General features: G+C 30.7%; 14 protein-coding genes, 2 pseudogenes and 1 riboswitch. Of the genes and pseudogenes, 12 read left to right on the top strand and 4 right to left on the bottom strand.

Going from position 1 to position 21,822, the window contains the following annotated elements:
- Positions 1 to 87: 87 nt before the first annotated feature.
- From C1715_RS07125 to C1715_RS07080, 10 genes are all read left to right on the top strand, one after another.
- Positions 88 to 1,083 carry a DUF4430 domain-containing protein gene (locus C1715_RS07125; protein ID WP_242971912.1) on the top strand — a complete coding sequence of 332 codons (996 nt, stop codon included), beginning with the start codon at positions 88 to 90 and terminating at the stop codon, positions 1,081 to 1,083.
- Positions 1,083 to 1,970, top strand: a complete 888-nt coding sequence (locus C1715_RS07120; RefSeq protein WP_035291828.1) for an energy-coupling factor transporter transmembrane component T — start codon at positions 1,083 to 1,085, stop codon at positions 1,968 to 1,970. Before C1715_RS07125 ends, C1715_RS07120 begins: the two co-directional genes overlap by 1 nt.
- On the top strand, positions 1,943 to 3,643 hold the full coding sequence (locus C1715_RS07115) for an ABC transporter ATP-binding protein (protein ID WP_035291826.1): 1,701 nt from the start codon (positions 1,943 to 1,945) through the stop codon (positions 3,641 to 3,643). Before C1715_RS07120 ends, C1715_RS07115 begins: the two co-directional genes overlap by 28 nt.
- On the top strand, positions 3,625 to 4,569 hold the full coding sequence (locus C1715_RS07110) for an ECF transporter S component (protein ID WP_081897029.1): 945 nt from the start codon (positions 3,625 to 3,627) through the stop codon (positions 4,567 to 4,569). The genes C1715_RS07115 and C1715_RS07110 overlap by 19 nt, the downstream gene beginning before the upstream one ends.
- A gap of 859 nt (positions 4,570 to 5,428) precedes the next feature.
- Positions 5,429 to 5,908, top strand: coding sequence for an NADH-quinone oxidoreductase subunit NuoE (gene nuoE / locus C1715_RS07105; protein ID WP_035293517.1), 480 nt, complete (start codon positions 5,429 to 5,431; stop codon positions 5,906 to 5,908).
- Between the two features lie 9 nt (positions 5,909 to 5,917).
- Positions 5,918 to 7,813, top strand: coding sequence for an NADH-quinone oxidoreductase subunit NuoF (locus tag C1715_RS07100; protein WP_035291824.1), 1,896 nt, complete (start codon positions 5,918 to 5,920; stop codon positions 7,811 to 7,813).
- 18 nt (positions 7,814 to 7,831) lie between these two features.
- Positions 7,832 to 9,565, top strand: coding sequence for an NADH-dependent [FeFe] hydrogenase, group A6 (locus C1715_RS07095; RefSeq protein WP_035291822.1), 1,734 nt, complete (start codon positions 7,832 to 7,834; stop codon positions 9,563 to 9,565).
- Between the two features lie 1,093 nt (positions 9,566 to 10,658).
- Positions 10,659 to 10,760, top strand: a riboswitch (purine riboswitch).
- Positions 10,761 to 10,983: 223 nt separating this feature from the next.
- Entirely contained in the window at positions 10,984 to 12,285 is a 1,302-nt protein-coding gene (locus C1715_RS07090; protein WP_102400007.1) for a nucleobase:cation symporter-2 family protein, read from the top strand.
- A 99-nt stretch (positions 12,286 to 12,384) separates the two neighbouring features.
- Positions 12,385 to 12,960, top strand: a complete 576-nt coding sequence (locus C1715_RS07085) for a xanthine phosphoribosyltransferase (RefSeq protein WP_102399835.1) — start codon at positions 12,385 to 12,387, stop codon at positions 12,958 to 12,960.
- Positions 12,961 to 13,734: 774 nt separating this feature from the next.
- The gene (locus tag C1715_RS07080; RefSeq protein ID WP_102399834.1) at positions 13,735 to 15,237 is read left to right on the top strand and encodes a DUF1846 domain-containing protein; all 1,503 of its coding nucleotides are present in this window, start codon (positions 13,735 to 13,737) and stop codon (positions 15,235 to 15,237) included.
- 233 nt (positions 15,238 to 15,470) lie between these two features.
- On the opposite strand, the pseudogene C1715_RS20290 reads toward C1715_RS07080, so the two are convergent.
- The 4 genes and pseudogenes from C1715_RS20290 to C1715_RS07065 all read right to left on the bottom strand — a co-directional run.
- Positions 15,471 to 15,587, bottom strand: a pseudogene (locus C1715_RS20290) (ATP-binding protein); the annotation flags it as partial.
- A 549-nt stretch (positions 15,588 to 16,136) separates the two neighbouring features.
- Positions 16,137 to 16,508, bottom strand: a pseudogene (locus C1715_RS20285) (sensor histidine kinase); the annotation flags it as partial.
- Between the two features lie 1,084 nt (positions 16,509 to 17,592).
- Positions 17,593 to 18,300 (bottom strand): response regulator transcription factor, encoded by a 708-nt coding sequence (locus C1715_RS07070; RefSeq protein WP_035291817.1) that lies wholly within the window; start codon positions 18,298 to 18,300, stop codon positions 17,593 to 17,595.
- Positions 18,301 to 18,416: 116 nt separating this feature from the next.
- Positions 18,417 to 18,911 (bottom strand): hypothetical protein, encoded by a 495-nt coding sequence (locus C1715_RS07065; RefSeq protein WP_242971911.1) that lies wholly within the window; start codon positions 18,909 to 18,911, stop codon positions 18,417 to 18,419.
- A gap of 981 nt (positions 18,912 to 19,892) precedes the next feature.
- Between C1715_RS07065 and C1715_RS07060 the strand changes: the two genes are divergently transcribed.
- The gene (locus C1715_RS07060; protein ID WP_035291816.1) at positions 19,893 to 20,399 is read left to right on the top strand and encodes a GNAT family N-acetyltransferase; all 507 of its coding nucleotides are present in this window, start codon (positions 19,893 to 19,895) and stop codon (positions 20,397 to 20,399) included.
- A gap of 742 nt (positions 20,400 to 21,141) precedes the next feature.
- On the top strand, positions 21,142 to 21,351 hold the full coding sequence (locus tag C1715_RS07055; protein ID WP_035291814.1) for a hypothetical protein: 210 nt from the start codon (positions 21,142 to 21,144) through the stop codon (positions 21,349 to 21,351).
- The last annotated feature ends 471 nt before the right edge of the window (positions 21,352 to 21,822 follow it).

Below are 21,822 nucleotides of genomic sequence, written 5' to 3'. Positions count from 1 at the left end.
GTATTTAGATATTATGAAACATTTTAACTATCTCCTCTTTAAGAGACTATTAAAAAATATTAAATTGTCAAAGTAGGTGAATTATTAATGAAAAAAAATACAATGACAAAAAAGAGATTATCTATAGTAGCTTTTGTGGCTGCAGTCTTTATGTGTATAAGTGTGACGTGGGTTCGCGCTAAGGTAGAAACGCCAGATGAGCATGCTGAAAATGCTTCTAAAATTGTTCAAGTAGCGGAAAAAGGAAAATCTGAAGTTTCCAGTGTTCCTAAAGAGAGTAAACAAGATCCAGAGAGTAAATCAAAACCAGTTGACAAAGAGAAGGAAAAGGCTGAAGAGAAAAGTAAAAGTGAGGCTAGTAAAGCTGTAACTAGTAAAGGAACAACTAGTAAAGCAGCAGATAGTAAGTCAGCTTCAAACCATAAGTCATCAAAAAAAAGTAAAGTAAGACCTAAATTTAAAAAAGATGATCCAAATAAAGTAGATAGAAGTTTAGTTCAAAAGCCAACTTCAGGGGTAAGTACTAGTGATAGTAATTATGCTAGGTTAGTTGCAGAGGCTAATAAGCATACAGATTCTAATAAAAAAGATAAATATATGACAGACCCTACTCCTAAGGGAATGCCAACGCCTGTTGAACCTCAAGATGTAAAGATAGATCCTAGTAGAGCACATTACTGCATTTTATCTGTAAGATGTAATACTATATTAGATAATATGGAAGATTTACGTAAAGGAAAAGAATGTATGGTTCCACGTGATGGAGTAATATACAAGAGAAGAAGAGCCGTGTATTATGAGGGAGAATCTGTGTACAACGTACTTTCAAGGGAAATGGCAAGAAACAGAATACACATGGATTTTGAGTTTACCCCAATGTATAACAGTGTTTATATTAAAGGAATTCATAACTTATATGAATTTGACTGTGGACCTTTAAGTGGTTGGATGTACAAAGTAAATGGATGGTTTCCAAACTATGGATGTAGCAGATATCTTCTTAAACCTGGAGATAATATAGAATGGGAATACACATGTGACTTAGGAAGAGATGTAGGATGTGAATGGATAGGTGATAAATAATGTGTGATGCATTTTCAAGATTACATCCTATAATTAATTTTACGTATTTTACTGCGGTTATTCTATTTTCAATGTTTTTTATGCATCCTGCTTTTCTTGTAATATCATTGATATGTAGTTTTATATATTCAGTGTATTTAGGAGGCAGTAAGGCAGTAAAATTCAATTTGCTTTCTTCTTTGTGTATAGGATTAGCTATAGCTATACTAAATCCAGTATTTGTTCACCAAGGAGTAACTACATTGTTTTTTTTTAATGATCATGGAATAACCTTAGAATCAATGGCATTTGGAGTAGGTGCAGGTATAATGTTTGTATCAGTACTTATATGGTTTTCTTGTTACCATAAAGTTATGACATCAGATAAGTTCATGTATTTATTTGGTCGCATTATACCAGCACTATCCCTAGTGCTGTCTATGACACTAAGATTTGTGCCTAAATTCAAAGCTCAACTAAAGGTAGTGGAAGAAGGACAAAAATCTATTGGAAGGGGGGCTTCCCAAGGTACTATTTTCAGTATGATAAGAAATGGTGTAAAAGTAATATCTATAATGATAACTTGGGCCCTTGAAAATGGTATTGAAACATCAGATTCTATGAAAGCTAGAGGATATGGATTAAAGGGTAGAACTAGCTTCTCTTTGTATAGATTTGATTCTAGAGATAAGAAATGTTTAATCTACATAACTTTAAATATATTAATTATATTAATTGGAGCATATTTAGGATTTAACACAATAATGTTTTTTCCTATGATAAAATACAAAAGTATATCCATAGTAAGTGTTTTGTTTTATATATCATATACTTTATTGTGCATTTTTCCAGTGATAGTAAATGTAAGGGAGGACATGGTATGGAAACGCTTAAGGTCAACAATTTAACATTTGCCTATTCAGGTAGCAATGAAAATGCTTTAAATGACATTAATTTTTCAGTAGAAAGTGGAGATTTTATAACCATATGTGGTAGATCAGGATGTGGAAAATCAACACTTCTAAGGCATCTAAAACCAGCTTTAACTCCTGCAGGTACTGTAAAGGGAAATATATTATATAAGGGTAAAAATATAAAATCTATAGATTTACGTAGTGAAGCTAGTAGTATAGGGTATGTACTACAAAATCCAGATAACCAAGTAGTTACTGATAAAGTATGGCATGAATTGGCTTTTGGACTAGAAAGTCTTGGATATGACACAAATACCATACGCTCAAGAGTAGCTGAAATGGCCTCATTTTTTGGAATACAAACTTGGTTTACAAAATCAGTTACAGAATTATCTGGGGGACAAAAACAGCTTTTGAACTTAGCTTCTATAATGGTTATGCAGCCAGATATGCTACTATTAGATGAACCTACGTCACAGTTAGATCCTATAGCTACAGTAGATTTTTTAAATACCATTAAAAGAATTAATATAGAACTTGGTACTACTATAATAATAGTAGAACACCATTTAGATGATGTATTACCATTGTCTGATAGAGTGATAGTAATGGATGAAGGAAAAATTGTAGCAGATACTGTTCCAAATAAAATTGGTTCAATTATTTATGGTGAAAATGAGGCTATGTTTAATGCTCTTCCAATACCAATGAGGTTGGCTGTAACTTTAGGTAGTAATGGAAATCCTGTTACTATAAAAGAAGGTAGAAAATGGCTTAGCTCATACCTAAAAGATAATAACTTAGATAAGAATACATGTGATGTAGCTGCAACCACAACTAAATCTACACCGATACCGATACCAGAGGTTTCTAATGTAAAATCCTTAATAAACTTAAAAGAGGTATGGTTTAGGTATGAAAAAAAAGGTGATGATATAATTAGGGATTTATCATTACAGGTAAATGAGGGAGAAATTTATTCTATAGTAGGTGGTAATGGTACAGGTAAAACCACTACTTTAAGGTTAGTAGCTGGATTATGTCAGCCATATAGAGGTACTGTAAAATATAATGAATTAGATGTATTTAAAAAGAGAGAAAGCATACTTGCTAACAGTGAAATAGTTTTAATGCCTCAAAATCCACAGGCACTATTTGTTAAAAAAACAGTTGAATTAGATTTAAAAGAAGTACTAAAAGGTAGAGGAATTAAAAAAGCTAAGATAAATGAAAAATTTCAAGAAATAATAGATTATTTTGGCATAGAGTCACTTTTAAAGAGACATCCCTATGATTTAAGTGGTGGGGAACAACAAATAGTAGCTATGGCAAAAATCTTAATGCTTAGTCCTAAGGTTTTACTTTTAGATGAACCTACTAAGGCTTTGGATAGCTTCTTTAAATACAAACTAGGGGAAATAATTAAAAAGTTGAGACAAGATGGAGTTACCATTATAATCGTTTCACATGATTTGGATTTTTGCGCTAAATATTCGGATAGGTGTTCTATGCTTTTTAATGGAAATATAGTTTCAACAGATATACCTAAAAAGTTTTTTAGAAATAATAGTTTTTACACCACATCATTAAATCGTCTGACAAGAGGAATATTAGATGATGTTAGCAGCTACGAAGAGGTGATATCCATATGTCAGCAGATGGTATAAATAATACCGGCAATACAAATAATCGCAGTAGTTATGCTAATGGCAGTAGTTACACTAATGATGATAGTTATGGAAATAGTGATAGTTCTAAAAATGAGAGTGGATATGGAAATAGTAGCAGTTATACAAATAGCGGTGTTGAATATACAGAGAATAGTAGTGATGATATAAATAGTAGTAATACAGAGAATAACGGTACAAGTAACAGTAATATAAAGAAAAAGGTGCCCAAATTTAATATACAAAAATTAATAACATTTTTTATAATAGTAATACTTATACCGTTAACTATTATTTTTGGTATATACAAATTAAACGATAGAAAATATTTTTTTATTAGTATAATGATAGTTATTTATACCATGATACCATTTTTTATGAAATTTGAAAAAAGGAAACCTCAACCTAGAGAACTTATACTAATTGCTACCATGGCAGCTATAGCTGTTGTTGGAAGAATGGCATTTTTTATGTTGCCTCAATTTAAACCAGTGGTGGCAATTGTTATAATAACGGGTGTTTGTTTTGGCCCAGAAGAGGGATTTTTAACAGGAGCTATGGCTGGCCTTGTATCAAATTTTTTCTTTGGACAAGGTCCATGGACCCCATGGCAAATGTTTAGCTTTGGTATAATTGGATTCATTGCAGGAATTGTATTCAAAAAAGGAAGACTAAAAAGTAATCGCATTATTCTATGTATTTTTGGAGGATTATCAACATTTTTGATATACGGTGGAATAATGAATATATGTGCCATAACTATGATAATGCCTAGATTTACGCTAAAAGCCCTATTATCTACTTACGCAACAGGGATTCCCTTTGACTTAGTACATGCTTTTGCAACGGTTGTATTTTTATTTTTTATTTCTCAGCCTATGATAGAAAAGTTAGAAAGAATAAAAGTAAAGTATGATCTATTTTAAAAAGAAAAAGAGAAGAAAATAACGGTTTGTTTTAAAAAGGTAAAAAAATAAATTAATGGGATAGTTAAAGAATTTTAACTATCCCATTTTATTTTTTATCCATGTTTTCTATGATTTTTCTATTTTATTTTTTTCGAGGAAAAATGATAAAAAATTAACATATAAATATCTTAATTTTAAATAGTTTACATAAAATGGTCTTGTATTGGTTATTTAAAATTTCGAGGAAAAATGATACTTTGTGAAACTAATGCATTTATAAATTGCAAAAATAATAAATATACATAATGAAATTATATAGTACAATATTTTAAATAATAAATGAATATTATCATATTGCTATGTTTTGACTATAGTAAATACTATAACAGTTATCTATAGAAAATAAACAGTTATAAGGGCATAAATGGGAATTTTGACTTAAGTGTTGATTTGAACATTCAAAATGAGTGTTAAAGAAATATCTATTTTAATACTAGAATACACCAAAAAAAATTCTATTTAATCATGTACATAATATGAATCTTTAAAGGGGAAAAAATTATATTAACAAATATTTAGAAAAATGATATAATTGAAAAAGGCCATATAGGTATATAAAAATATGGTAAAAGTTAAAGAAATGATAAGAAGAGATTGTTAATAACTTATCAAACAGTGAATTGAGAATTAATTTTTAAGCTTTAATTCAAATTTTTAATTTAAAGCTATGAAGCTAATGAAATTAATAATTAATAAGACATTAAATAGTAAAACTACTAATGGTGAATTTATGACGAATATGTATAACTAATTTATTAAGAGTGTATTTTAGCACAGACAATTTAAATTCAAGGATAGTGGAAGGATGGGATATAAATTGTGTACAGGCTGTAATAACTGTTCAAAATTTAAGGAATTAGAAGAATTTATACAAAAACAAGATAATAAAGAAGCGGCGTTAATAGCTGTATTGCATAAGGCACAGGGACTTTATGGATATTTGAGTAAGGAGGTTCAACAGTTTATTGCTGATAAATTGGAAATACCTGCTTCAAAAGTATACGGGGTAGTAACCTTTTATTCATTTTTTACTACTGTACCTAAGGGCAAGTATGTTATTAGTGTGTGTACAGGTACAGCTTGTTTTGTTAGAGGAGCAGGAGAAATTCTTGAGGAGTTCAAGCAAAAGCTTGGAATAAAAGAAGGAGAGACCACAGAAGATGGGCTTTTTACTCTAGATGTATTGAGATGTGTAGGAGCTTGTTCTATAGCTCCAGTGGTACTTGTGAATGATGAAGTTCATGGTTATTTTAAGAAGGAACAAGTAGAAACTGTTTTAGAAGGGCTAAAGGAGTGATAAATAGTTATGGAGAGAATAGTAGACTATAATAAATTGCTACAAATAAAAGAGCAATATAGCAAAATCGTTAGTTTGAGATATAACCAAGAAGGTAGTGACATCAAAGAGAGCAAGGAAATTAAAGAAAGACAAATATTAGTATGCGGTGGTCCAGGATGTAAATCAGCTAATTCACATAAGATAATAGAAAAGTTAAATGAGGAAATAAAAAAGGCAGGGATGGAAGAAAGTACCAAGGTTATAATGACTGGGTGTTTTGGATTCTGTTCAGAAGGACCTGTGATAGAGGTAGTTCCTGATAATGTGTTTTATGTTAAGGTTTCACCTGAAGATGCAGGAGAAATTATTAAAAGTCATATAGTTGGAGGGAAAGTAGTAGAGAGACTTTTATATGATGAACCTGAAACTAAGAAAAAAGTAAGAAACAAAAAAGACATTCCTTTTTATAAAAAACAGGTAAAAATTGCGTTAAGAAATTGTGGTGTAATAGACCCAGAAAATTTTGAAGAAGTTCTCGCTTCAGGAGCTTATACCGCTCTTGGGAAGGTGCTTACTGAAATGACACCTGAGGAGACTGTAAAAGAAGTAACAGATTCAGGATTAAGAGGAAGAGGGGGCGGAGGATTCCCTACAGGTAGGAAATGGCAAACTGCCCTAAGAGCTAAAGGCGACATTAAATATGTTATATGTAATGCTGATGAAGGCGACCCAGGTGCTTTCATGGATAGAGCCATATTAGAAGGAGATCCTCATAGTGTATTAGAAGCTATGGCTATTTGCGGATATGCTACAGGTTCTAATAAGGGATATATATATATAAGAGCAGAATATCCTTTAGCTGTTCACAGATTAAGAATAGCTATAAGTCATGCTGAAGAAGCAGGGCTTTTAGGAGAAAACATATTAGGTACAGGTTTTGACTTTAGTATAGAAATAAAATATGGTGCAGGAGCATTTGTTTGTGGAGAAGCTACAGCACTTATTCACTCCATAGAGGGACAAAGAGGAGAACCAACCATGAAGCCACCTCGTACTTCTGAGAAAGGTTTGTGGAAAAGACCTACTTGTGTAAATAATGTAGAGACCTTTGCAAATATTGCGCCTATAATCAATAAAGGAGCAGCTTGGTATAGTTCCATAGGAACAGCTAAATCTGCTGGAACTAAGGTGTTTTCATTGGCAGGTAAAATAAATAATGTAGGACTTGTAGAAGTGCCTATGGGAATATCTCTAAAGGAAATTATATATGAAATAGGTGGAGGAATAAAAGACGGTAAAGAACTAAAAGCTGTGCAAACTGGAGGACCATCTGGTGGATGTATACCTAATTCATTTATAGATATACCTATTGAATATGATACTTTAACAGAAATAGGTTCTATGATGGGTTCTGGTGGAATGATTGTTCTTGATGAGGATAACTGTATGGTTGATGTGGCAAAATTCTATTTGGAATTTACTGTAGATGAGTCCTGTGGTAAATGTACACCTTGTAGAGTAGGAAATAAGAGACTATTAGAATTATTAAATAGAGTTACTGAAGGCAAAGCCTCAGAAGAGGACTTGGATAATATGGAGGAACTTTGCAAAGTCATAAGAGACACTTCACTTTGTGGTTTAGGAGTATCAGCTCCAAATCCAGTGCTAAGTACATTACAGTATTTTAGAGATGAATATGAAGCTCACGTGAATAATAAAACATGTCCAGCTAAAGTTTGTAAAAAACTTTTGGCTTACAAAATTACAGATAAATGTATAGGATGCACAAAATGTGCTAGAACTTGTCCGGTAGGAGCTATACAGGGCAGTGTCAAAGAAAAGCATGTAATAGATAAAGAGATATGCATAAAATGTGGAGCTTGTTATAATGCATGTCCAGTTAAGGCTATAACAATTGAGTAGCGTAGGGAGGGAAGAAAAATGGATATGATTAATTTAGTTATAGATGGTGAAAGAGTAGAAGTGGAAAAAGGCACCTCCGTATTAGATGCAGCTAAGAAATTAAACATAAATATACCTACTCTTTGTCATATGTATATGAATAATGGTAAAACCAGAAATTGTAAAGGAACTTGTAGAGTTTGTGTAGTTGAGCAGGAGGGAAAAGGCAAATTAATTCCATCTTGTTCTGTAGAAGCTACAGAAGGAATGGTTATTAAAACTCATTCACCAAGAGCTATTAAGGCTAGAAGAACTATAGTGGAGCTTTTATTATCTGATCATCCCAATGATTGTTTGCAGTGTGAAAGAAATGGAAAATGCGAACTTCAAAAAATAGCAGCAGATTTAGGTATAAGAAAAAATAGATTTCAAGGTGAGATATCAGAATATGAAATAGATAGATCTTCAAAGGTAATAGTTAGGGATATGGATAAATGTATTTTGTGTAGAAGATGTGTTACCATGTGTAATGAGGTTCAGAAAATTAATGTCTTAACTGAAATTGATAGAGGATTTAATTCGGTAGTATCAACCTTTTTTAATGAACCTTTAGTAGACACTAACTGCACTTATTGTGGACAATGTGTTGCAGTTTGTCCTACAGGAGCTTTAAGTGAAGAGAGAGATTACGATAAAATATGGCCTTTATTAGATGATAAGAATAAACATGTGGTAGTTCAAGTGGCTCCAGCAGTAAGAGTTGCATTAGGAGAAGAATTTAATATTGAAGCTGGCGTTAATATAACTCCTAAGATGGTAGCAGCATTAAAGAAAATGGGCTTTAATGGAGTTTATGATACAAACTTTGCAGCAGATATGACTATTATGGAAGAGGCTACTGAGTTCATAGAAAGATTTACTAAAGGTGAAAATCTTCCGCTTATGACCAGCTGCTGTCCAGCATGGGTTAATTTTGTGGAAAATCAGTATCCAGAAAACACAAGATTCTTATCTAGCTGTAAGTCACCACAACAAATTTTTGGTGCTATGGCAAAAACTTATTTACCTAAAAAGTTAGGCATAGATTCTAAGGATGTAGTGGTAGTTTCTATAATGCCATGTACTGCTAAAAAGTATGAAGCTAATAGAGAAGAAATGGCCAGAGAAGGAATGAAAGATGTGGACATAGTAATTACCACAAGAGAATTTTCACAAATGTTAAAAGAATCTGGTATAGATTTAAAAAATTTAAAAGATGCAGAATTCGATAACCCATTAGGAGAATCTACTGGAGCTGGTTCTATATTTGGCACTACTGGCGGTGTTATGGAAGCTGCTTTAAGAACTGCTTATGAATGGGTAACTGGTGAAACTTTAGAAAATGTAGACTTTAAAGATGTAAGAGGTCTTAAAGGTATAAAGGAAACTACTATAAGTTTAAACGGAAAAGATGTAAATATAGCAGTAGCTAGTTCACTAGGTAATGCTAGAAAAATTATGGATGATATAAAAGAGGGAAAATCAAAATATCATTTTGTAGAAATCATGGCATGTCCAGGCGGATGTATAAATGGTGCAGGACAACCATACAGTAAGTGCGATACTGAAATAGTTAAGAAGAGGATGGAATGTATATATTCCGTAGACTCCAATAAAATCATAAGAAAGTCTCATGAAAATCCAATGATAAAACAGGCTTATGATGAGTTTTTCGAGAAACCAAATAGCCACATAGCGCATGAGCTACTTCACACTCACTACAGAACAAAGTAAATCAACAAAAGAATATATTACGAAGCAAGTGTTGCAAGAAAAATCTGTCTTTAAGTCCACAATAAATATATTTTATTAGACTGTTCGCAATACGCCAAGAAATTCTAATGTTTTCAAATTTTAATACCCTAAAGCTTTCAAACTCGCTTCTAACGGCGCTCAAACATGAAAGCTTCTTAACGGGTATTGAAATTTGAAAACAAAGAATTTCTAAGGCTAGCTCAATAGTCTAAAAAAATATATTTATTGTTACCTTAAAGACAGATTTTTTGGTTCATATGTACATTACTTATGGGAGAGACAGCCTACTAAAGGATGATTTTTCTCCACTACGTTACGGAAAATCTTTAATTGTTAGATAAATAAGAACTTGTAGATAAGTAATAGGTAATAGCTAAGAAGTAATAGTTATGGTGAAAATTCAGCTTTGCTGAATTTTTTCAAGAGCTCTTACTTCTAACTTATTACCTTTTACCTGGTCTACCCTACAAATTTAAGATTTATACAAATTAATGCCTTAAGGCAAAATATATTAATTATTACACATTAATGCATTTTTATAATCAATTATTTACTAGTACACAATCAAAGTTAACAATTATATTTCACGATTAGTCAAAATAATATTTGTAACTATTAATTAGAGACTAAACGAAAGGCTTCGCCTAAAAAATATTATGAGCACCTTTATATTTATTTTATGAATTAAAGATTTTCCATAGCGAAGAGGAGGAAAATCATCCTTTAGTAGGCTTCTACTCTAAAACCACATACATATTAAACTAAAAATCTGATTTTAATGTAGTAATAAATGTGGAATTTGGGACTATTGAACTAGCCTTAGAACTTCTTATGTCTCACAGTTAAAGACCCGTTAAGAAACTTTCATGTTTGAACGAGGAACGAGTGAGTTTGAAAGCTTTAGGGGCTTTAACTGTGAGACATTTAGAAGTTCTTGGCGTATTGTGAACAGTCCCAAATTCCACATTTATTACGGAATTAAAATCAGATTTTTCTTCAATGTATTGCTTCGCAATATTCTCATAACATTAATATTTTACCATATGATTATTAAAAAAAATATGATATAATGCAGTATATCATACAGAAAGCTCGTATATCATCGGTAATATGGACCGAAAGTTTCTACCTGCTAACCGTAAATTAGCAGACTACGGGGTATTGTTTTTTAATAATTAGATGGAATTTATATCTGTTTATTTTAAAATCAACACCTCATATATTATATGTATATTGAGGTGTTTTTTGTTTTACAAATTTGCCTTATAAATTTGTTATATAGCTATGTTTTATATAAATAATTATATGACTTTAATCATATCCATTACGAAGCTCCTTGTATGATAGAAAATATTTTTAATATAAGTATTTTTAACAAGAGAGGAGTAAAAAAGAATATGAAAAACAATGAAGCTCAAGTGCAGTTGAACTATGGAGTTGATGATAAACCTAAGATTCCAGCTCAGATTCTACTAGGATTCCAGCATATATTCGCAGCCTTTGGTGGAATTATTGTAGTACCTATAGTTATTTCAGGAGCATTGGGATTGGATGCTAAAATATCCACAGCTCTAATTAGTGCTGCAATTTTAATGGCAGGGGTGGCGACTGTTATTCAATCTAAGGGAATAGGTCCAGTGGGAGCTCGTGTTGCTTGTATAATGGGAACAGACTTTACTTTTGTGGCACCAGCCATTGCTGTAGGTTCTCAATATGGACTAGCAGGTATTTTTGATGGTACCATTTTAGGTGCAGTTATAGTTATTATGCTAAGTTTTTTTATTAAGCCTTTAATGAAATTATTTCCTCCAGTAGTAACAGGTACAGTAGTATGTTTAATTGGACTAACTCTATTACCCGTTTCTATAGATTGGGCCGCAGGAGGGGTTGGGTCTCCTAACTATGGAAGCTTAAAAAATATTTCTATAGCTCTATTCATAATGATAGTTACACTACTTTTAAACCATTATGGAAGGGGACTTACGAGCAGTGCATCTATACTAATTGGTATGGTTTTGGGATATATTATTTGTATACCTATGAATATGATAGATTTCTCATCAGTAGCTGAAGCAAGTTGGGTATCTATGCCTAATATTTTTGCATATGGTGTTAATTTTAATATAAAATGTTTACTTCCATTTATTCCAGCATATTTTGTAACTATTATAGGAACAGTAGGATGTCTTAAAGCTATATTGGAAGTTTCAGGATTAAAAGAAGATGAAAAGCGAGTTGGAGCTGGTGTTTTATCAGATGGAGTAGGTAGCATGATTGCAGGATTTTTTGGAGGACTTCCTAATACGTCTTTTAGTCAAAATATTGGATTAATTCCATTAACAAAAGTAGCTAGTCGTCATGTAACCATGACTGCTGGAATACTTCTAATATTTTTGGGGTTATTCCCTAAAGTTGCAGCACTTATTAATATAATGCCACAACCAGTGCTTGGAGGCGTTGGAATTGTTATGTTTGGAACAGTAGCAGCAGCGGGAATTCAAACTTTAAGCAAAGTGAAGATAAATAACCGTAATTTATTAATAATTGCCACAGCTATTGGGCTAGGATTGGGAGTTACTTTTAGACCAGAATTTATAGGTAAATTACCAGAAGGCTTAAAGATGCTTTTTTCCTCAGGAATTTCCACAGGAACTATAGTGGCGCTTATATTGAACGTGATACTAAAAGAAAGAGATTAGGTTGAACTGCTACCTAGCATAAAGAAAGTTTTATTTAAAAGACTACAAAATAATGGTGTAGGGTGTGCTGCACTAGATATATTATGAGGTGATATAGAAATGGAGATTTTACATAAGAGAATTTTACATGAAGGGCATGCATTAAATGAAAATGTATTAAAGGTTGATTCTTTCTTGAATCATCAAGTAGATCCACAATTAATGTATCAAATGGGAACTTATTTTAAAAACTATTTTCAGGATAAGGGTATTACAAAAGTATTTACAATAGAAAGTTCAGGCATTGCTCCTGCGGTTATGACTGCTATGCAGATGAATTTGCCTATGGTAACTTTAAAAAAGCAATCGTCAAAGATTTTAAAAGATGATGTATATCAAACTACAATTCACTCTTTTACTAAAGGAGTAGATTATGAACTAACCTTGTCAAAAAAATATATAACAGCAGAAGATAAGATACTAGTTATAGATGATTTTTTGGCTAATGGAGAGGCTGCTTTAGGTGCTGCAAGATTAGTAGAACAGGCAGGAGCAGAAGTTTCTGGTATTGGCATTGTTGTCGAAAAATCATTTCAACCAGGACGTGATAAATTAAAAGAAAAGGGATATGATGTTTATTCTTTGGCACGTATTGGTAAACTAGCAAAGGATTTAATAGAGTTTATTGCTGAATAGAAAAAATGAAAAAAGTATAATGATTAAACCACAAAAAGGTACAATGGGATGGAATTATGAAATTTCTCCTCCATGCCTTGCATAAGAGCTGGGAACAATAAATTTAATTTGAGAAATTTCATAATTCAGGTAATGTAATGCTTATTGTGGATTAATCGTATAATGAAAAAATATAATGAAAAAAATTATAATTTATAAGGTAATACTCTCAAGTTAAAATTTGGGGGTATTAATTTTTGATCAATAGTTGATTATAGAAAATTTCTATAATTATAAAATATTTTATGGCATTAATAAACCCTAAGTCATATATGATAAGCTTAAAGGGTTTTTTTCGAAAATAAAGAAAATTTATATATTATATTTACTGCCTAAATGCTATTTACATTATGAGAAAACTATGCAATAATGAAATGTCAAAGAAATTTATTGAGTTAATATTTGTATTTTATATTTTAAAATCTATTAGAATTTTTATTAGAGAATCTATTAGAAATTCTTCATTAAAATCTGTTTATTCTTTTTAATTTATGTATCCTTAATTTGGATACAAAATTTTATATATTATTCAGGAATGTTGCATTCTTATTAATTTATGTATCACTATAACAATAGGAATTATAATCAATTGGTTAATTAAAATATATTTATTCTTATTAATTAGTTTCTACTATAGAAATTACATTAGAAACTACAATAAGGCTAAATATATTTATTTTTGTTAAAGGCATTATTTAAACTTATAAAATTATTTTAGGATGGTGAAGCGTAAACATGCGTATAGGATTTGATCACAAAAAGTATTTAGAAGAACAGTCAAAATACATACTAGAAAGAGTTAACAACTATGACAAATTGTACATAGAATTTGGAGGAAAACTTCTATTTGATCTTCATGCAAAGAGAGTTTTACCTGGATTTGATGAAAATGCAAAAATAAAACTTCTACACAAATTAAAAGAAAAAGTTGAAATAGTTATTTGTGTATATGCTGGAGATATCGAAAGAAATAAGATAAGAGGTGATTTCGGAATCACTTATGATATGGATGTTTTAAGACTTATTGACGACTTAAGATCCTATGATTTAGAGGTAAATAGTGTTGTTATTACTAGATACGATGGACAACCAGCAACTACTGTTTTTATAAATAGATTAGAGCGTAGAGGTATAAAAGTATATAAACATAGAGCTACTAAGGGATACCCTACAGATGTAGACACAATTGTAAGCGATGAAGGATATGGTAAAAATCCATATATTGAAACTTCAAAGCCTATAGTTGTAGTAACAGCTCCAGGTCCAGGTAGTGGTAAATTAGCTACATGTTTAAGTCAGCTTTACCATGAATATAAAAGGGGGAACGTGGCAGGGTATTCAAAATTTGAAACCTTCCCAGTATGGAATGTTCCATTAAAGCATCCTTTAAATATAGCTTATGAAGCTGCTACAGCAGACCTTAAAGATGTAAACATGATCGATTCATTTCATTTTGATGCTTATAATAAAGTAGCTGTAAACTATAATAGAGACATTGAAACTTTCCCTGTACTTAAAAGAATTATAGAAAAAATAACTGGGGAAGAATCTATATATAAATCACCAACAGACATGGGGGTAAATAGAGTAGGCTTTGGAATTACTGATGACGAGGTTGTAAAAGAAGCTTCTAAGCAGGAGATAATAAGAAGATATTTCAAAACTGGATGCGAATATAAAAAAGGTTATACAGATAAGGAAACTATGCAAAGAGTTAAACTTATTATGGAAGAACTTAATTTAAAACAAGAAGATAGAAAAGTTGTTATACCTGCAAGAATGCGTTCAGCTGAATTAAAGGAGAAATCTCATAAAAATGAAATTTGTCCAGCAGTAGCATTAGAACTTAATGATGGCACAATACTTACTGGTAAGGGTTCAAACGTAATGGATGGCACAGCAGCTGTAATTTTAAATGCTGTTAAATACCTAGCTAATATATCTGATGAAATTCACCTTATTTCTCCAGTTATACTTGAACCTATAATAAACTTAAAATCGAAAACTTTAGGCATTAAAAACACTGCCTTAAGCTGTGAGGAAGTTTTAATTGCCCTTAGCATATGTGCAGCCACAAATCCAACTGCACAAGTGGCTATGGAAAAACTATCCATGCTAAAAGGTTGTCAGGCTCACTCTACTACAATCATAAGCACAAATGATGAGCAAACCTTCAGAAGACTTGGCATTGATATAACCTGTGACCCAGAATATCCAACAGAAAGTCTTTATTATTAATAAGGTGCCAGGCACCTACCGAATTATACCGAATTATGCCGATTTGTGTCTAATATGTCTAATATGTTTAATGTATATAATGTATCTTGTAACTGGCATATGCGTTTAATATATAAAATAAAAGCTATATTCCCCATGGAGTATAGCTTTTATTTTATTACAAAATTAGTAAGTAAAATACTCTAATAAAGTTCAATTATAGATTTAAAAAGGTCACCATCAAAATCCACATACATTTTTCCTCCATGCAGCTCTACTATGCTTTTAGCTATAGCAAGACCTAATCCATTGCCATCTATATGTGAATTTCTGGATTCATCCCCTCTGGTAAATCTTTCGAAGATTTCTTCTTTGTCAAAATCTAATGCGGTAGAGGAGATATTTTTAAAGATTATTTTAATTCCGCCAAATGCATTAGAATTATTTTTAGTGTCTTCATTGCCAATAGAATTATTGGCATTATTATCATTATTGTTATTGGTAGTAGTATTATTGTTAATATTGTTATTGGTATTATTGGTAGTAGTATTATTGGTGGTATTATTGGTAGTATTATTAGTATTGTAATTACTAGAGTTACTATAATCATTGACAATGCCACCAGTATTGCTATGTCCATTATGATTAAGGGAATTGCTACTATTTAGAGGCTCAATATCCACATAGACCCGAGTATCTTTCAAAGAATACTTTAGGGTGTTATTAATTATATTTTCAAAAACTCTAGACATTTTATTTCCATCTAAATTCATTTCTATATTTTCTTTAAAAGGCCTTATAATAAAATTTAAGTTCTTATCATTGTAGATGTCTGTGTCGGAGTATTCAGCTATGGATTGATTTAATAGTTCCAAAACATCTACATTTGCCTTGTTTAATTCCACTTTTCCACTGTTGATTTTAGATATTTGAAACAAATCATCTATAAGTTTTTTTAGTTTTAAGCTTTTTCTATGAAGAATCTTTAAATATTCTTCCCTTTCTTCCTCAGAAATATCTTCTCTTAATAATATATCAGTGGAATTTATTATAGACGTCAGTGGAGTTTTTAAATCGTGGGATACATTAGCCACTAACTGACTTTTTAGTCTTTCATTTTTTATCTTATCTTCAATGGACACCTTAAATCCCTTATTAATTTTATTTATATTATGAGCTAATTTTTTGAGAGATTTATCTCCCTTTTCAGGAATAAGATAATTTAAATTTCCACTGGTTATGTTGTCTGAGCCCTTTATTATATCATTTAGATATTTCAAAAATTTAATCATCCTAGGCAATATAAATATAAAATATATAAATGTCCAAGGTATAAATAAAACTAATAATCCTATAATACTTGAATTTAAAGCAAATAGGCTAATAAGGTATATAAAGAATGTAAATACAGTGGATAGAACAAAAAATGTAACTTTAAAAATAACACCTTTATTTTGAAATTTATTATCTATAGATTTTGCAGCTCTCCATAAGAAGTTATTTTTTATGCCCCTAAGAATGCGGGTTTTTCCTAAACAATAAAGAGCAAACAAAATTATAAAAATTAAAATGCAACAAATAACTATTGCTACTTTAGCTTTAGTTATATCATTTTTCATTCTTACAATGTTGGATTTTAAAGAAGTTACTTGAGAAGTTAAATTTTGTTTGGATTCATTAAATAATTTTTCAAGTAATAAGTTATCTTCTCTAGAATATTCATAGTCTATTGGAAACCAATATGCCTCAACAAAATTTCCAGGGTTGTGTATAATAATATTTGAATTGTTAGAATTTGAATCATCATAGTTGTGTGCAGGTGCCGAAGAAGAATTATAGGACAAATTGTACCACTTGCCTTTACTGGAAACATAATTATAAAACTGACCATCTTCTTGAGAAAATGCTTTAACATTGTTTTTAATAAAATCTATATTATCCATATCGTTAGTGATAAATGTAAGCTTGTTTTTATCAATTACTATAAACTTTACTAATCGACTATAATCATTTCCAGCCCATGTAGGTTTTAAATTTTTGCTTAATTTAGTAAGTTCTTCTTGAGATTTTTCAGAGAGTATTCTCAAATTATTGGTTTTTTTATAAACAGATAAATTACTAGGTGTTGCGCAATGTAGCATCCAGGCGTTGAAATCTATCAAATTAATATCTATTTTACCCTTTTCATAGTTTTTTACAGTATCAATTTTTGAATTTATTTGCGTTAAAGAACTTTCTGTAGAATTAATGTCTTCTTTTTTATAGTGAATAGAAGACATATTGGAATTTATTATAGTAAAAAGAATTATAAGCGCTATAAATAAAATAAGTATAAATCTTTCTAGAAAATTGCACAAACTTGAGTTATTTAGGAGCTTATTTTTCAATTTTGTATCCAACTCCCCACACCACCTTTACATATCTAGGCTCTTTAGGATTTATTTCGATTTTTTTTCTAAGCCTTCGTATATGCACTGATACGGTATTTTCTGTCTTAAAGGAAGGCTCATTCCAAACCCTTTCATATATTTCATTAGAAGGGAAAACCCTGCCTCGGTTTTCAGCTAAAAGCAGAAGTATATCGTATTCTATAGGGGTAAGCTTTACAGAGCTTCCATCAACAGTAACCTCATGTCTTGTTTTATTTATGACTAGTCCATCTATAACTATTTGATCATTAGAGTTTTTAGGGAAATTCCCAAAATTTATATATCTCCTGAGTTGAGATTTTACCCTTGCCACTAGCTCCAATGGATTAAAGGGCTTAGTTATATAGTCATCAGCGCCTATATTTAGTCCCAAAATTTTATCTGTATCCTCACTTTTAGCAGATAACATTATAATAGGGATATTTCTTTTTTCTCTTATCTTCATGCAGGTTCGTATGCCATCCAATTTAGGCATCATTATATCTAAAAGTATTACGTGAACCTCATTATTTTCTAGAGCATCTAAAGCATCTAATCCATCCGCTGCTTTTATTATTTTTATGTTTTCCATACTTCTTAAGTATACTTCAATAGCATCCCTAATTTCTTTTTCATCATCCACTACAAGTACATTATAAGTGTCCTCCACGTCCATCCCCCCGTATTAGTATATTTTAGTATCAGCCTGTTTAGTGGTTAGAGTGCAATCGACAGCTATTAGTGCACAATCACTAGCTTTACTGTTTTAAATGTATATAATAAGTATAGAAATTATTTTTTATACATAAAAAAGCTAAAAGGTTCCTTAACGTTTTTACCCATCTTTTCTGCTTTTGTTATGTTTCTTAAATGATATATTTTGCCATTATAATCTTTAGCTTGATTGTCACAAATATAGGCATAATCATAATTTCCTTCTTTTTTCCATCCCATAAATATATAGGTGTGGGTTGGAGTTCCATTCTTATTCAATGATTCATCAGTAGTAAAGCAAATATCTCCTGGCTTTAACTTTTTATAATTTCTTTCTATTTTCCAGCCGTCCCTTTTCATTATATCTAAAATTTTAGCAGTATTACAAACACTAACATCAATTTTTTCGCCACTCATTCTTAAAACCTCAGCTAAAAAATATACGCAGGTATTTTCAGAATAGCCGCCATTGAGATATACAGCGCTGACATAGGCCTTTGTTCTATTTTGTTTATCATTCATTGATGTATATATTTTTTTACCTAATTTATAATTGTAATTTTTATCATTCATTAAATTACTTGAAAAATAAATTAGGAGGATGATAATAAGCAGGGTGAGGAACATTATTTTGTATTTAAATCTATTAATCTTAATATTTCGTTTTTTTAATTTTTTTCTCTTGTAAATTTGATTATCATTGCACATGCCTTCCATAATAACCTCCTTAAATATCAGTGATATAATATCCATATATGGATTAGCTATTTTAGTACTTTGTTTATAGAATTTAGTGTAAAAACTTGTGGTTCGAGCAGTTTAAGTTAAATTAATATTATAATTTAATATTAAAGGAAACATATTACAAAATGCATACTATAAAAATGAAGAATTTCTTACGAAAATGTTAATTAACTAACTTTTTTTTCAATTAATTTGGATTTAATGGAGTGTAGTTAGATTAGGGAGCAAAACTAAGGGAAAGGCACTTTTTAACTTCCATTTTTAAATAAACCTTAGTAGAGGTAAATTCCAGCCATTGACAGTACAATACAGTATTTGATATAAAAGATTGAGGCTTACACGCCTTACATATATTTGATTTAAAACCCACTGAGATGTAAGAAAATCCCTAAGTAGGGTTTTATTATTTTATGGAGGAGGTGAACTGTTGTATTAAATCTACCAAAATATAACGGAATGTAATATAAATTCACATGTATATTTTATCTTATTTTGTGTATAATATTAATTAGCTATTGTGAATCCCATACATTGCGAAAGTGGTGTAATCATAGGGTAAAACCTAGAGGGGGTTAGTGTATGAATAAGACTACTTGCGTAAGTAGTTAGCGACAACCAAGCAAAATAAGTAAATACAAGATATTACACTTAAACGTAAACTTGTATATGTACTGTGCGTTGTGCAGGAATTTAAGCCTTTGGAGCAACATATCAAACTGGAGTAGTCTTATGACGAAACAGGTTGCGTTGAATAAGGAATAAATCTCTAAATATTAGCTTTTAGTAGATTTTATACAACAGGTATGCAAAATGAATGGTAAGGTGCAATTGCGTCAGGAAGTGTTTAAATCAGATGCTTGGATGATCGTAGATTGGCTAAAAGATTATGAAGTTACGCAATATTTAAATGAAAGACAAAATGTTAGTAAGAGTATTGAACAAGTAATATACAGAGTTAACATGCCAATTTTAACTCATTTATTTAATCAAGATGGAAGTTTTTTTATGGTAACTACTAAGGAAGAAGAGCCTGTTGGCTTTTTAAGACTTGTTCCTAAAAGCAGTGCAGCAGAAATGGTAATAGTAATTGGCGATAAGGAAAAGTGGGGCAAGGGATTAGGCACTAATGCAATATTTGAAGGATTAAAACATGCATTTTTTCAATGGAGAGTTGATGAAGTGGTGGCTAAAATTAATTATAAAAATAGACGTTCTCAAAGGGCGTTTAAAAAATTAGGTTTTACAGAGGATAAGGAATTACCAAAGGAAATTCAATATTCTATAACTATGGATGAATTTTTACAGTTAGCATCATAAGAAAATTGTGAAGCAAGTGCAATAAGAAAAATCTGTCTTTAAGTCCAGAATAAATATATTTTCTTAGACTACTCGCAATACGCCAAGAAATTCTAATGTTTTCAAATTTCAATACCCTAAAGCTTTCAAACTCGCTTCTGACGGCGCTCAAACATGAAAGCTTCTTAACGGGTATTGAAATTTCAAAACAAAGAATTTCTAAGGCTAGCTCAATAGTCTAAGAAAATATATTTATTGTTACCTTAAAGACAGATTTTTCAGTTCATGCATAAAATGAAAAAGGGAGCTGTTGCATTAAGGAATTCACATGCAATATATTGTTTTGGAAGTTTAAAGTTAAAACAATATATTGTAGAATTTATTCTTAGTGCAACAGCTCCTTTTCTCTTTAGCGCTTTAAAAATCTTTTATTGGGCGGTAGCCAGCGTAAATATGTAGGTATGATTAGGATTTATATATAATAATATATAACTTTAATTGTTGGATAAATAAGAACTTGTAGATAAGTAATAGGTAATAGCTAAAAAGTAATAGTTGTGGTGAAAATTCAGCAAAGCTGAACTTTTTGAAGGACTCTAACTTTTACTAACTGTTCTCTTGTTACTTATTCATAAATTAATTACTTTAATTCTGCAAAATAAAAAGTTGAATTGGTACTATTACCAAAAAATAAATATGGTACACTGACTTTTTCCGTGTTAAATATAAGTTACAACACAAATATTACCTGGAGGTGGTCAGTATGCCAAATAAATTTAATAATATTATATCCATTAATGATGAACTTTACAATTACTTAAATGATGTAAACTATGGAATGAATAAGCCACAATTTCATCATGTAATCACTATTATTAATGGATTAATAAATTTAGATGGCACAAAGTCTTTACTTAAAATCTCAGAACATATACTAACTGCTAAAATTAGTAGCTCAATATATAGATTTTGAGTCACTTAAAGTGGGACGATAGTCTCATTGATAGAAATCGCATTAACTATTTAAATTTACATTTCAATAAACTCATAAAATAAAAAATTTCTCCATTAGGAATCACAATGCAAATTAAGGAATTCGCTAAATATATAAATCCATCAAAAGCCTAGCGGCTAAAGAACTAGTATATTTTGTTTATGAGCAAGTTAAAAAAGATATACCTATAGAAAAAGTACTTACCGAGCTAAAGTTAGCCTGTTAGAAAATTTTATTTGATGACTAAGGATTTATATTAGTCCCAAAATGATTTAGTGGCAGTTCTTAATTTTCAGGCGGAGTTTATTTAGGCTGGCTATGGCCAATAAAAGATTTTTAAGCCCTTAAAGAAAAGCTATAACTACTCCATTTAATGGAACAGTTATAGCTTTTTGCTATCCCATTTATTTAATTAAAGATTTTCCGTAACATAGTGGAGGAAAATCCTCC

Origin of the sequence: Haloimpatiens massiliensis, assembly GCF_900184255.1 — a bacterium.
Lineage (GTDB): Bacteria > Bacillota > Clostridia > Clostridiales > Clostridiaceae > Haloimpatiens > Haloimpatiens massiliensis.
The sequence above is the reverse complement of the archived record's forward strand: the minus strand, read 5'-3'. Positions and strand labels throughout refer to the sequence as shown.

What these genes read in the sequence shown, in the direction of transcription:
- C1715_RS07125 (WP_242971912.1), top strand. Translation starts at nt 88, where the DNA reads ATGAAAAAAAATACAATGACAAAAAAGAGATTATCTATAGTAGCTTTT.
- C1715_RS07120 (WP_035291828.1), top strand. Translation starts at nt 1,083, where the DNA reads ATGTGTGATGCATTTTCAAGATTACATCCTATAATTAATTTTACGTAT.
- C1715_RS07115 (WP_035291826.1), top strand. Translation starts at nt 1,943, where the DNA reads ATGGAAACGCTTAAGGTCAACAATTTAACATTTGCCTATTCAGGTAGC.
- C1715_RS07110 (WP_081897029.1), top strand. Translation starts at nt 3,625, where the DNA reads ATGTCAGCAGATGGTATAAATAATACCGGCAATACAAATAATCGCAGT.
- C1715_RS07100 (WP_035291824.1), top strand. Translation starts at nt 5,918, where the DNA reads ATGGAGAGAATAGTAGACTATAATAAATTGCTACAAATAAAAGAGCAA.
- C1715_RS07095 (WP_035291822.1), top strand. Translation starts at nt 7,832, where the DNA reads ATGGATATGATTAATTTAGTTATAGATGGTGAAAGAGTAGAAGTGGAA.
- C1715_RS07090 (WP_102400007.1), top strand. Translation starts at nt 10,984, where the DNA reads ATGAAAAACAATGAAGCTCAAGTGCAGTTGAACTATGGAGTTGATGAT.
- C1715_RS07085 (WP_102399835.1), top strand. Translation starts at nt 12,385, where the DNA reads ATGGAGATTTTACATAAGAGAATTTTACATGAAGGGCATGCATTAAAT.
- C1715_RS07080 (WP_102399834.1), top strand. Translation starts at nt 13,735, where the DNA reads ATGCGTATAGGATTTGATCACAAAAAGTATTTAGAAGAACAGTCAAAA.
- C1715_RS07070 (WP_035291817.1), bottom strand. Translation starts at nt 18,300, where the DNA reads ATGGACGTGGAGGACACTTATAATGTACTTGTAGTGGATGATGAAAAA.
- C1715_RS07065 (WP_242971911.1), bottom strand. Translation starts at nt 18,911, where the DNA reads ATGAATGATAAAAATTACAATTATAAATTAGGTAAAAAAATATATACA.
- C1715_RS07060 (WP_035291816.1), top strand. Translation starts at nt 19,893, where the DNA reads ATGAATGGTAAGGTGCAATTGCGTCAGGAAGTGTTTAAATCAGATGCT.
- C1715_RS07055 (WP_035291814.1), top strand. Translation starts at nt 21,142, where the DNA reads ATGCCAAATAAATTTAATAATATTATATCCATTAATGATGAACTTTAC.